Source organism: Cohnella sp. SGD-V74, from assembly GCF_003001675.1.
Taxonomy (GTDB): Bacteria; Bacillota; Bacilli; order Paenibacillales; family Paenibacillaceae; genus Cohnella.
The window spans coordinates 57759-70478 of the sequence record NZ_PVYW01000005.1; the positions used below are offsets into that span (position 1 = coordinate 57759).

Annotated in this window: 12 protein-coding genes; all 12 read left to right on the forward strand. The window is 59.0% G+C overall.

The features are described from left to right. Window positions 1-22 precede the first annotated feature (22 nt). On the forward strand, window positions 23-484 hold the full coding sequence (gene rimP, locus B0G52_RS09255; protein WP_094043445.1) for a ribosome maturation factor RimP: 462 nt from the start codon (window positions 23-25) through the stop codon (window positions 482-484). A 72-nt stretch (window positions 485-556) separates the two neighbouring features. Then, entirely contained in the window at window positions 557-1654 is a 1098-nt protein-coding gene (gene nusA, locus B0G52_RS09260; protein ID WP_094043447.1) for a transcription termination factor NusA, read from the forward strand. 11 nt (window positions 1655-1665) lie between these two features. After that, on the forward strand, window positions 1666-1986 hold the full coding sequence (rnpM, locus tag B0G52_RS09265) for an RNase P modulator RnpM (RefSeq protein WP_094043449.1): 321 nt from the start codon (window positions 1666-1668) through the stop codon (window positions 1984-1986). Next, window positions 1970-2302 carry a YlxQ family RNA-binding protein gene (locus B0G52_RS09270; RefSeq protein ID WP_094043451.1) on the forward strand — a complete coding sequence of 111 codons (333 nt, stop codon included), beginning with the start codon at window positions 1970-1972 and terminating at the stop codon, window positions 2300-2302. Before rnpM ends, B0G52_RS09270 begins: the two co-directional genes overlap by 17 nt. Then, a complete protein-coding gene (infB, locus tag B0G52_RS09275; protein WP_094043453.1) occupies window positions 2295-5417 on the forward strand; it encodes a translation initiation factor IF-2 in 3123 nt (1040 codons plus the stop codon). The genes B0G52_RS09270 and infB overlap by 8 nt, the downstream gene beginning before the upstream one ends. Before the next feature lie 29 nt (window positions 5418-5446). Next, complete coding sequence (gene rbfA / locus B0G52_RS09280; protein ID WP_094043455.1) at window positions 5447-5803, forward strand: 30S ribosome-binding factor RbfA; 357 nt, start codon at window positions 5447-5449, stop codon at window positions 5801-5803. 22 nt (window positions 5804-5825) lie between these two features. Beyond that, complete coding sequence (locus B0G52_RS09285; protein ID WP_094043457.1) at window positions 5826-6824, forward strand: DHH family phosphoesterase; 999 nt, start codon at window positions 5826-5828, stop codon at window positions 6822-6824. Further along, window positions 6821-7780 (forward strand): tRNA pseudouridine(55) synthase TruB, encoded by a 960-nt coding sequence (gene truB, locus B0G52_RS09290; RefSeq protein ID WP_094043459.1) that lies wholly within the window; start codon window positions 6821-6823, stop codon window positions 7778-7780. Before B0G52_RS09285 ends, truB begins: the two co-directional genes overlap by 4 nt. A gap of 17 nt (window positions 7781-7797) precedes the next feature. Then, on the forward strand, window positions 7798-8778 hold the full coding sequence (locus B0G52_RS09295) for a bifunctional riboflavin kinase/FAD synthetase (protein WP_094043461.1): 981 nt from the start codon (window positions 7798-7800) through the stop codon (window positions 8776-8778). A gap of 156 nt (window positions 8779-8934) precedes the next feature. Beyond that, window positions 8935-9204 carry a 30S ribosomal protein S15 gene (rpsO, locus tag B0G52_RS09300; protein ID WP_094043463.1) on the forward strand — a complete coding sequence of 90 codons (270 nt, stop codon included), beginning with the start codon at window positions 8935-8937 and terminating at the stop codon, window positions 9202-9204. A gap of 213 nt (window positions 9205-9417) precedes the next feature. Then, window positions 9418-11517, forward strand: a complete 2100-nt coding sequence (gene pnp / locus B0G52_RS09305; protein WP_094043465.1) for a polyribonucleotide nucleotidyltransferase — start codon at window positions 9418-9420, stop codon at window positions 11515-11517. A gap of 161 nt (window positions 11518-11678) precedes the next feature. Next, window positions 11679-12674 (forward strand): polysaccharide deacetylase family protein, encoded by a 996-nt coding sequence (locus tag B0G52_RS09310; protein WP_198960615.1) that lies wholly within the window; start codon window positions 11679-11681, stop codon window positions 12672-12674. Window positions 12675-12720 lie beyond the last annotated feature (46 nt).

Here is a 12720-nt window from a genome sequence, read left to right on the forward strand (position 1 = left end):
TGGAACTTCGGGAGGTATATTATTGAATTCACCGCAAATCAAATCCATCGTGGAAAACTGCGCGACCTCCTATCTGGAGGAGAACGGGTTGGAACTGGTGGACGTGGAATACGTGAAAGAGGGAAGCAACTGGTTTTTGCGTATTTACGTGGATAAGGAAGGCGGCATCGACATTGACGATTGCGGCCGTTTTTCCGAATTCATCAGCGTAAAGCTGGATGAGCTGGACCCGATCGAAGACGCGTATTTCCTGGAAGTCAGCTCGCCGGGCGCGGAGCGCCCGCTCAGGAAGGCGCAGGACGTCGTCAAGGCGGTAGGCAAGCACGTGTTCGTGACGACGTACGAGAAGATCGACGGAGCCAAGGAGTTTGAAGGACGCCTGGAGGAATTCGACGGCGCGACGCTGGTCGTGACGGTCGGCCGCCGCAAGCAGGCGATCCCTTACGATAAAGTGGCTTCCGCAAGGCTGGCCATCGTTTTCTAATCTATTTAACGAGGCGCGGGGGGCGGGCAAAGACCGAGGCAACCGCGTATATTGAGGAGGAATTATGAAGCCATGAGCATGGAGTTTATCGAGGCGCTGTCCGAAATCGAGCGAGAGAAGGGCATCAGCAAGGACGTCCTGATCGAAGCTATCGAAGCGGCACTTATCTCCAGCTACAAACGCAACTTTAATACGGCGCAGAACGTTCGCGTGGACATCAACCGGGCAACGGGCTTGATTAAAGTGTACGCGCGCAAGACGATCGTCGAAGAGGTGCTGGACCCTCGCCTGGAAATTTCGCTGGAAGCGGCCAGGTCGATCTACCCGCACTACCAGATCGACGATATCGCCGAGATCGAAGTGACTCCGCGCGATTTCGGGCGCATCGCGGCGCAGACGGCGAAGCAGGTCGTCACGCAGCGCATTCGCGAAGCGGAGCGCGGGCTGATCTACCACGCGTTCGTAGACAAGGAGCAGGACATCGTCACGGGAATCGTGCAGCGGATGGACTTGCGCAACCTGTACGTCGACCTCGGCAAGGTCGAAGCGGCGCTGCCGCTCACCGAGCTGATGCCGACCGACAAGTTCAAGCAGGGAGACCGCGTCAAATCTTTCATTACGAAAGTCGAAAATACGAGCAAAGGCCCTCAGATCATTCTGTCGCGCACTCATCCCGGGCTTCTGAAACGGTTGTTCGAGCTCGAAGTTCCCGAAATTTTCGACGGTACGGTTGAAATTCGTTCGGTCGCGCGCGAAGCGGGCTTCCGTTCGAAGATCGCCGTCTACTCCCGCAACGAGGAAGTCGATCCGGTCGGCTCTTGCGTCGGGCAGCGCGGCACTCGCGTGCAATCGATCGTGACCGAGCTGAAGGGCGAGAAAATCGATATCGTCCGTTGGTCCGAAGCGATCGACGAGTACGTGGCGAACGCTCTGAGCCCATCCAAAGTGCTGGAGGTCATCGTGTTCGAAGCGGAGAAAATGGCGCGCGTCATCGTGCCGGACTATCAGCTTTCCCTCGCGATCGGCATTAAGGGCCAGAACGCTCGTTTGGCTGCGAAGCTGACCGGTTGGAAAATCGACATCAAGAGCGAGACGCAGGCGGAGCAGGAATACGGACGTCCGAAGTCGACCGGAGCCACGATGCATCAGGACAGCGTATCCATCGACTGAGGAGGATCGCCGTGAGACCAAGGAAAATACCGCAGCGCAAATGCGTGGCTTGCCAAGAGATGATGGCGAAGAAAGAGCTGATCCGGATCGTGCGTTCCCCCCAAGGGGAGATTCAGATCGACCTGACGGGCAAGAAGCCGGGCCGGGGAGCTTATCTGTGCGGCAAGGTCGCCTGCTTCAAGCTGGCGAAGAAGTCGAAAGCGTTCGAGCGCGCTCTGAAGACGCCGGTGGGCGCCGATATCTACGACCGACTGGAAGCCGACTTCATTCAGGTGGAAGAGGAATTCCAGGCGAACAAGGAGCTGGCGGACGACGATGAAGACGGCGAATAAGGCGTTATCCCGCCTGGGATTGGCGACAAGGGCCGGCAAGCTGATCAGCGGGGAAGAAATCGTGCTTAAGGCGATCAGATCGGGTGAAGCTAAGCTTGTCTTGCTGGCCGGCGACGCATCGGATAATACGAGGAAGAAAGTTACGGATAAATGCGGCAGTTACGGCGTGCCGTTGTTAGTCGGTTTTACGCGATTCGAACTGGGATCGGCAGTGGGCAAACCCGAACGCGTCTTGTTCGCGGTAACGGATCGGGGATTCGCCGACATGCTGTCGGCCGGTTGGAATCAGCACTCGGAGGTGGAGAATATTGAGTAAGCAAGATCAAACGGACAACAAAGATAAGCTCAGGGTTTACGAATATGCGAAACAGCTCAACATGAGCAGCAAGGAAGTCATTACGATTCTGAAAAGAATGAACATGCCCGTCAACAACCATATGAGCGTGATGGAGGACGGCATGACGAACGCGGTGGAGAAGTTCTTCCGCGATATTAAGGCGAACGCGGCCGCGAAAATGGCCCAAGCTTCCGCGAAGCCTGCGGCGGCTGCCGCAGCTCCGGAGCGCGATCGCCGTCCGCAATCGGGCGGTCAAGGCGCTCCTTCGGGCGGCCAGCAGCAGGCGCGTCAAGCGGCTCCTTCGCAAGCGCCGCAGCAAAGCCAAGCGCCGGCGGCTCCGGCTGCATCGGCCGCGGCACCGGCGGCAAGCGTAGCTTCCGCGCCGGCTCCGTCCGCGGGCGCTTCTTCGCCGCAGCCGCAAACGTCCTCGCGCCCGGAAGGGCAGCGGGAAGGGGACTATGGCAACCGCGACGGCAACCGTCCGCAAGGCGGAGGCCAGGGCGGTTACGGCAATCGCGACGGCAATCGTCCGCAAGGCGGAGGCCAGGGCGGCTACGGCAATCGTGACGGCAACCGTCCGCAAGGCCAGGGCCAAGGCGGATACAATCGCGACGGCAACCGTCCGCAAGGCCAAGGTCAAGGCGGGTACAACCGCGACGGCAACCGTCCGCAAGGCCAAGGTCAAGGCGGGTACAACCGCGATGGCAACCGTCCGCAAGGCCAAGGCGGCTACGGCAACCGTCCGCAAGGCGGCGGTCAGGGCGGCTATGGCAATCGTCCGCAAGGCGGAGGCCAGGGCGGCGGTCAAGGCGGCTATGGCAATCGTCCGCAAGGCGGGGGCCAGGGCGGCGGTCAAGGCGGCTACGGCAACCGTCCGCAAGGCGGAGGCCAGGGCGGCGGTCAAGGCGGTTACGGCAACCGTCCGCAAGGCGGCGGTCAGGGCGGCGGCCAAGGCGGCTACGGCAATCGTCCGCAAGGCGGCGGTCAGGGTGGCTATGGCAACCGTCCGCAAGGCGGAGGCCAGGGCGGCGGTCAAGGCGGCTACGGCAACCGTCCGCAGGGCGGCGGCCAAGGCGGCGGTGCGGCGGCAAGCCGTCCGGGTCAAGGCTTCGGAGCGGGGCGCAGCCCGGCGCCGGCAGCCGCGGGAGCAAGAGGCGGCCGTCCGGGAGACAGCGGTCGTCCGGCAGGACGCGACGGCAAAGGCCGTCCGGGCGAGAGTGATTTCAAACGCAAGGAAAACAGCCGGTTCGACGACGGCAGAACGAACTTCAGAGGCCCGAAAGGCAAGGGCGGCAAAAATGCTCGCAAGAACAATCAGCCGCCGCGCGAGAAGATCGACAATACGCCGAAGAAGGTTATCGTTCGCGGCAATATGACCGTTGGCGAGTTGGCTAAGCTGCTGCACAAGGACGCTTCCGAAGTCATCAAGAAGCTGCTGCTGATGGGCGTTATGGCGACGATCAACCAAGATCTGGACCTGGATACCGTCCTGCTCGTCGTTTCCGAATACGGCGTCGAAGCCGAAGTGAAAATCGTCGTCGAGGATACGCAGTTCGAGACGATCGAAGAGAACGACAATCCGGACGATCTCGTTAGCCGTCCTCCGGTCGTTACGATCATGGGTCACGTCGACCACGGTAAAACGACGCTGCTCGACGCGATTCGCGAGACGAAGGTTGCGAGCGGAGAAGCCGGCGGCATTACCCAGCATATCGGCGCTTACCAAGTCGAGATCAACGGGAAGAAAATTACGTTCCTGGATACCCCGGGTCACGAAGCGTTCACGACGATGCGCGCCCGCGGAGCCCAGGTTACCGATATTACGATTCTTGTCGTAGCTGCGGACGACGGCGTCATGCCGCAGACGGTCGAGGCGATCGCCCACGCGAAAGCGGCCAACGTGCCGATTATCGTCGCGGTCAACAAGATCGACAAGCCGGGCGCAAACCCGGATAAAGTGAAGCAAGAGCTGACCGAGTACGGCCTCGTGCAAGAGGAGTGGGGCGGAGATACGATCTTCGTCGAAGTGTCCGCGAAGCAGCGCCTGAACTTGGACGGCTTGCTGGAGATGATCCTGCTCGTCGCCGAGGTGAACGACTACAAGGCGAACCCGGACAAACGGGCGCGCGGTACGGTTATGGAAGCCGAGCTCGACAAAGGCAAAGGGCCGGTTGCCCGCATTCTCGTTCAGAACGGTACGCTGAAGGTCGGCGACGCGTTCGTCGCGGGCGACTGCTTCGGACGGATTCGCGCGATGACGAACGACCGCGGACGCCGGATCAAAGAAGCGGGTCCTTCGACGCCGGTGGAAATTACCGGTTTGACGGAGGTGCCGCAAGCGGGCGATCCGTTCATGGTGTTCGAGGACGAGCGCAAAGCGCGCGAAATTTCCGACAAGCGTTCGATCAAGACGCGCCAATCGCAGATGAAGGCGAACCAAGCGGTTACGCTGGAAGATCTGTTCAGCAAGATCAAGGAAGGCGACATCAAGGAGCTCAACGTCATCCTCAAGGCAGACGTACAAGGCTCCCTGGAAGCTCTCAAGGGCTCGCTGGAGAAAATCGAGATCGAAGGCGTTCGCGTTCGCACGATCTACAGCGGCGTAGGCGCGATTACGGAGTCCGATATTATTCTCGCATCGGCTTCCTCCGCGATCGTGATCGGCTTTAACGTACGTCCGGAGCCGCGCGCGCAAGGCATCGCCGAGCAGGAGAAAGTGGACGTTCGTCTCCACTCGATCATCTACAAAGTGATCGAAGAGATCGAATACGCGATGAAGGGGATGCTCGATCCGGTATTCAAGGAGAAGGTTATCGGTCACGCGGAAGTTCGCGAGACGTTCAAGGTGACGAAGGTCGGCACGATCGCCGGCTGTATGGTTACCGACGGCAAAATCTCCCGGAACGCGGAAGCTCGCCTGACGCGCGGCGGAATCGTCGTCTACACAGGCAAGATCGATTCCCTCAAGCGGTTCAAGGATGATGCGAAGGAAGTATCGGAAGGCTATGAATGCGGAATTACGCTCGATAAGTTCAACGACATTCAGCAGGGCGACGTCATCGAAGCGTTCGTCATGGAGAGCGTCGAGCGCTAATCCCAGCAGCACGCGAAGGTGGGATCTGAATGGCCAAATTTCGAGTCGGACGGGTCGGAGAGCAAATTAAAAAAGAAATCAGCAACGTCATTCAGACGGAGCTGAAAGACCCGCGCATCGGTTTTATCACGGTAACGGGAGTGGATCTGACGAACGATCTCTCCCTTGCCCGCGTATATCTAAGCATTCTCGGCAGCGAGGAGCAGAAGGAAGAGACGCTGAAGGCGCTCGGCCGCGCGAACGGTTTTCTCCGTTCGGAGCTGGGGCGGCGGGTGAAGCTCCGCCATACGCCGGCGATCGAATTCCGTTTCGACAGCTCCATCGCGTATGGCAGCCATATCGAAGATTTGCTGCAGCAAATCAATCAACAATCTTTGGAGTCTTAGAGCTCGCGAGGAGGGAACGGGCATGTGGACCGAACAATTAAAGGAAGCGGCCGCTTTTATCCGCGACAGGGACGACTTCCTGATCGTTTCTCACGTGCAGCCCGACGGCGATGCGATTAGTTCGACGGTGACCGTAGCCTGGGCGTTGGAAAAGCTGGGCAAGCGGTATACGATGCTGAACGAGGGCCCTGTGCCCTCGCGGTTGCGGTTTTTGTGGAAGAGTTCGGAAATCCATGCGATGGACGATGCGGATCAAGCGGAGAGCGCGGCGACGCCGAGACAGTACCGGAACGTCATCTGCGTCGATTGCGCCGATTACGGCCGGGTCGGCCGGTCGGAGCAATGGTTCGCTCCCGATGCGGAGCTGCTCAACATCGATCACCATCCGACGAATAACGGCTTCGGCCGCGTGAACTTGATGAAGTTCCATGCGGCCGCCACGGCCGAAATCTTGTTCGAGCTGCTCGACGAGCTGGGATTGGAGCCCGACGTGGACGCGGCGACTGCGATCTATACGGGGCTTCTGACGGATACGGGAGGTTTTCGGTATTCAAGCACGTCTCCGCTCGTCATGGCGATGGCTTCCCGGCTGCTGCAAGCCGGCGTGAACGGTCCGGAGCTGGCGGAGCATCTGCTTGAGCGGATGACCCCAGGACAGCTGCGGATTTTGCAACGCGGCCTGTCGAGGCTTGAGCTTAGCGAAGACCAGCGGATCGCCTGGCTCTGGGTCACTTCGGAGGATCTGGAGGAAACGGGAGCGACGAACGAGGATCTCGAAGGGCTCGTCAACTACCCGCGCAATATCGAAGGCGTCGAAGTCGGTCTGCTCTTCAAGCAAAACGGGCAGCAATCGGTGAAAGTCAGCATGCGATCCGCGGGCAAGGTGAACGTTGCGGAAGTGGCCCAGCGGTTCGGCGGAGGCGGGCATGTCCGCGCCGCGGGATGCAGGTTCACGGACCCGCTGCCGGAAGCGATCCGGCAGACGATCGAAGAGGTGCGGAAAGCGTTGGATGCATTATGACGGATAGCAAGGTGAGTTGGGAAGGCGTGCTGGCGATCTGGAAGCCGGCGGGCTGGACGTCGCACGACGTCGTGGCCAAGGCCAGGCGGCTGCTTCGCGAGCGGCGGATCGGGCACACGGGAACGCTGGACCCGGCCGTTACCGGCGTCCTGCCTCTGTGCGTCGGCCGCGCGACCCGACTGGTCGAGTATTTGCAGGAAGCGCCGAAAACGTATCGGGCCAAGCTCCGATTCGGAATCGCGACGGACAGCGAAGACCTTAGCGGAGAAGTGATCGAACGGAAGGACGCTTCGTTCCTGACCGAACCGATGATCCGGGAAGCCGCGATGTCCTTCGTCGGAGAAATCGATCAGATTCCTCCGATGGTGTCCGCCGTCAAGGTCGACGGCAAACGCCTGTACGAGCTGGCGAGGCAGGGAGTGACCGTCGAGCGCAAAGCTCGCCGCGTGACGATTCACCGCCTGGACGTTGAAGAGGTGACGGCCGGCTCGGACGAGCCTGAGCTGACGTTTACGGTAACCTGTTCCAAAGGGACTTATATCCGCACGTTATGCGTGGACATCGGACGGAAGCTGGGCGTGCCTGCCGTGATGGCGGAGCTCGTGCGTCTCGAGAGCGCGGGCATCCGCCGGGAGCAATGCGTGACGCTTGAAGAGATTCCGGAACTGCTCGAGAACGGCGTGTTAGAGGGGAAGCTGATTGCCGCAGACAAGCTGCTGACGCAGTTTCCTTCGGCGACCGCCGCCGAGCCGGAATGGCGGCATGCGCTTCAGGGCAAGGGAATTCGAGCCTCGCGGCTGCTGCCCGCTCCCGACCGGCAGGGGTTGTGGAAGCTCTATCGATCGGACGGCGTTTTTCTCGGTTTGTTCTCCGCGGACGAGACGGCGGAATGGATCCGCCCCGTCAAAGTGTTTCATCCGCCGGAAGACGAGCCGAACGACAGTCAGTCCGATTAAGCAGGAGGGCACATCAGGTGGAACGGATTCAATTATCAGTTGCGAATGTAACGGGCGGCTTGCCGCAAGGGGCGGCGAAGAGCGGACTTTCGCTTGCGATCGGCTTTTTCGACGGCGTTCATTTGGGCCATCAGGAAGTGATTCGCCGGGCCGTCGCTGCGGCGAGGGACAAAGGGCTGACTCCGGCCGTCATGACGTTCGATCCGCATCCGAGAGTCGTTCTCGGGCACGGCTCGCAATATGACGGGGTATTGACCCCGCTGGAGGACAAGCTGGCCCTGTTCGAGGAACTGGGGGTCGAAGCGGCGTATGTCATTCGCTTCGACCGCGAGTTCTCGGAAGTAACCGCAGAACGGTTCGTGAAGTCGATCATCGTTCCTCTCGGCGTCAAGGCGACGACCGTGGGCTTCGATTTCTCGTTCGGTCATCGCGGACAAGGCAACGCCGAGGCTCTGAAGGAGTTCGGAGGCGGAGAGCTGCAAGTACAAGTGGTTTCCCCGGTGTACCTGGACGACAGCAAGGTGAGCAGCACGCGCATTCGCGCGCAGCTCGCCGAGGGGGATTGCTCCGCCGTGCGCAGACTGACGGGCCGACCCTATCTATTGAAGGGGCTTGTCGTTCACGGAGATGCCAGAGGACGCCAACTTGGGTATCCGACGGCCAATCTGCAGCTCGACCAATCGTACGTGATTCCGCGTCCGGGCGTTTACGCCATCGAGATCGAGGTGCTGTCCGATGCGGGAACGGCGGAGAGCCGTCATAACGGAGTGCTGAACGTCGGCTATCGGCCTACGTTCGACGCGCCGGGAGGCGCGCTGAAGCTGGAGGCGCATCTGTTCGACTTCGAAGGAGACTTGTACGGGCGCCAATTGGCTTTGCGGTTTCATTCATTCCTGCGCGCAGAGAGGAAGTTCGAGTCGATCAATCAGCTGATCGAACAGATCGCCAGCGACTCGGCGAAGGCGCGCGAGATTTTCTCGGTGAAAGCCCGGGATTAATTCATTGTGCATGCACTCCAAGTTATGTTATACTATACAACGTTGTCGCCGAGAGGCAGCCGCCTATCGCAGCGACACGACGAACCTTAGCTTGGCGAAGCGTTCTCACCGGCGCGAGCTCGGCTAACGGCGATTAGAAGAAGGAGGTGAACAAGGATGGCATTGACGCAAGAACGCAAACAAGAGTTGATCGAAGAGCATAAGCTGCATGCAACGGACACCGGATCTCCGGAGGTTCAGATCGCTATCCTTACGCAGAACATCAACAATCTGACGGCACACTTCAGGGAGCACAAGAAAGATCACCACTCCCGTCGCGGTCTGCTTAAGATGGTTGGTCAACGCCGTAAGCTGCTGGCATACTTGAAAGACAAAGACGTTAGCCGCTACAGCGCCCTGATTGCCAAATTGGGCCTGCGCCGTTAATTCGCATTCGCATGAAAGCAACCTGGCCATGTCGTTCGGGGCTTATCGCCCTAACAGGCGCTCAGGTTGCTTTTTCCCTATATACGAGCGGAGAAACGACGAAAGATATGCCTAAGTTAGGTCTCGGCAGGAAATAATGGGAACAGTGTCGAAAGTACATAAGATTGCAAGGCGTGACGAGCGCAAGCTCGCACTTATGAGGAGGGAATTTGTTTGGAACAAAGCGTAGAAATGCAGCTTGGCGGCCGCCCGTTTTCCTTGGAGACGGGACGATTGGCGAAGCAGGCGAGCGGCGCGGTCGTCGTACGCTACGGCGAGACGGTAGTGCTGTCTACCGTTACGGCTTCCAGCGAGCCGAAAGATCTTGATTTTTTCCCGCTGACCGTTAACTATGAGGAACGGCTGTACGCGGTAGGCAAAATTCCCGGAGGCTTCATCAAACGGGAAGGACGCCCGAGCGAGAAGGCGATTCTGGCCAGCCGTCTGACGGACCGTCCGATTCGCCCGCTGTTCCCGGAAGGGTTCCGGAACGACGTTCAGATCGTTAATCTGGTGCTTAGCGTGGATCAGGACTGCTCTCCGGAAATCGCGGCGATGATCGGTACTTCCGCGGCTCTCTCGATCTCCAACGTTCCGTTCAGCGGACCGGTCGGAGGCGTCATCGTCGGAAGAATCGACGGCAAGTATATCGTGAACCCAACGCAGGAGCAGGAAGAGATCAGCGACATGTACGTCGTCGTGGCGGGTACGCGCGACGCGATCATGATGGTGGAAGCGGAAGCGAACGAAGTGTCCGAGACGGACATGCTGGAAGCGATCATGTTCGGCCACGACGAGATCAAGAAGATCGTCGATACGATCGATCGTCTGGTCGAAGCTGCCGGACAGCCGAAGATGGAAGTGAAGCTGCACAGCGTAGACGCGGCAGTCGAGACGGCAGTCAAATCGTACTCACAGGACCGCTTGGTCGAAGCTGTGCGCATCGCCGAGAAGCATGCGCGCCAAGAAGCGATCGACGCGATCAATACCGAGACGGTGGAGCATTTTACCGGCGTGTACGCCGATGCGCCAGAGAAGCTTGGCGACGTCAAAGAAGTGCTGTACGATATCGTCAAAAATGAAGTTCGTCGCCTGATCACGCACGACAAAGTGCGTCCGGACGGCCGCGGATTGTCGGAAATTCGTCCGATCTCGTCGGACATCGCGATTCTGCCTCGCACGCATGGGTCCGGCCTGTTTACGCGCGGCCAGACGCAAGCGCTCAGCGTATGTACGCTCGGGCCGCTGGGAGAGGTTCAAATTCTCGACGGCATCAGCCCGCAGGAATCGAAACGGTTCATGCATCACTACAACTTCCCGCCGTTCTCCGTCGGAGAAGCCCGTCCGCTCCGTCCGCCTGGACGCCGCGAGATCGGTCACGGCGCGCTGGGCGAACGCGCTCTGCTGAAGGTGCTGCCATCGGAAGTGGAATTCCCGTACACGATTCGTCTCGTATCCGAGGTGCTCGAGTCCAACGGCTCCACGTCTCAGGCGAGCATTTGCGCCAGCACACTGGCGATGATGGATGCAGGCGTTCCGATCAAGGCTCCGGTAGCCGGCGTCGCGATGGGACTGATCAAGGACGGCGAGCATACTTCGATCCTGACGGACATTCAAGGGATGGAAGACCATCTCGGAGACATGGACTTTAAGGTCGCGGGAACATCCGCGGGCATTACGGCCATTCAGATGGATATCAAAATCGACGGCATCGACCGCGGCATTTTGACCGAAGCGCTGGAGCAAGCCAGAGAAGGCCGCATGTTCATTCTGAGCAAAATGCTCGAGACGATCACCGAGCCGCGCAAAGAGCTGAGCAAATACGCTCCGAAAATTTTGTCGCTTAAGATCAATCCGGACAAAATCCGCGACGTTATCGGTTCCGGCGGCAAAATTATCAACAAAATCATCGAGGACACCGGCGTCAAAATCGATATCGAGCAGGACGGCACCGTGTACATCGCTTCGGCGGACGAAGCGGCGAACCAGCGGGCCCGCGCGATTATCGAGGGCATCGTCAGGGAAGTCGTCGTCGGCGAAGTGTATACCGGAACGGTCAAGCGCATCGAGAAGTTCGGCTGCTTCGTGGAGATTTTGCCGAACAAGGACGGTCTGATCCACATCAGCCAGCTCGCCAACGAGCGCGTAGCCAAAGTCGAGGACGTCGTCAACATCGGCGACCAGATCGAAGTCAAAGTGACCGAGATCGACAATATGGGCCGGATCAACCTGTCGCGCAAAGCTCTGCTGAATTCCGAGCAAGTATCGGTGTAGCGGAACGCCTTAACGTAATATGATGGACAAAAGAGACTCCTATGCGAAGGTCTCTTTTTGTTTGCATAAATCACCGGTTACTATGGGAAGCTCACTCATAAAGACCGTTTCCCGGGCATAGGATGAAGGCAGGGAATCGGACAAGACGGGGTGAGCGAACAATGGCGAGAAAGATCCCGGCAGGCCTGCTGGCTGCGATGGCGATATGCTTGGCCGCGGTATTGTTGGCCGGAACGTACGGACCGATTCGGCCGTTCGTTCAGACCGTCAAGCTGCAGACGGTTTCGATGGCGGCGTTGACGGACGATAAGCGGGAAGACAAGCTGCTGAGCTGGATTGAATCCGAAGCTCCCAAACGCAGCCAGCAGCCGATTAACGCGGTGATCGACCGGGTGTGGAAAGCGATCCCCGGTTATGACGGACGAATCGTAGACGTGCGGGCAACCTATTTGAAAGCGAAGCTGATTGGCTCCGCTCCGAACTCCGGCGACGGATTTCCTTGGGTGTATCGCACCGTTCGCCCGAAAGTATCGCTTCAGGATCTGCCGGTGAATCCGATCTACAGGGGCAATGCGGCCAAGCCGGCTGTCGGTCTTATGATCAACGTGGCTTGGGGAGACGAGTATTTGCCTGCGATTCTTCGTACTTTGAAGGAGGAAGGCGTTAAGGCGACCTTTTTCTTCGACGGCACCTGGCTGTCCAAAAACGCGGATACGGCCAAAACGATTATCGCGCAAGGGCACGAGGCGTCCAATCATGCGTACACCCACCCCGATATGAGCAAGCTGGGGGCCGAGCGGCAAAGGCAGGAAATCGGCAAAACGGAGCAACTGCTCAAACAGCTCGGCGTAAAAAACGTCTGGTTCGCTCCGCCCTCCGGCTATTACAACGAGCAGACGATACGCGTATCCGCGGAATACGGACTCAGAACCGTTCTGTGGACGCTGGATACGATCGACTGGCAGAAACCCGATCCGGCATCCGTCGTGGCCAAAGTGTCGCGGAAGGTCGGTCCCGGCAGCTTGATTTTGATGCATCCGACTTCGACGACAGCGGGAGCGCTTAAAGGGATGATTCGCACGATTAAAGCGAAAGGCTACGTTCCGGGCACCGTATCCCAGACGCTTTCGCCCGAACGGCTCGAGGATCGGTTGTGACGATTGTCGGAATTTGTTATAGTGGTATCACTGTTCATTTATCCAT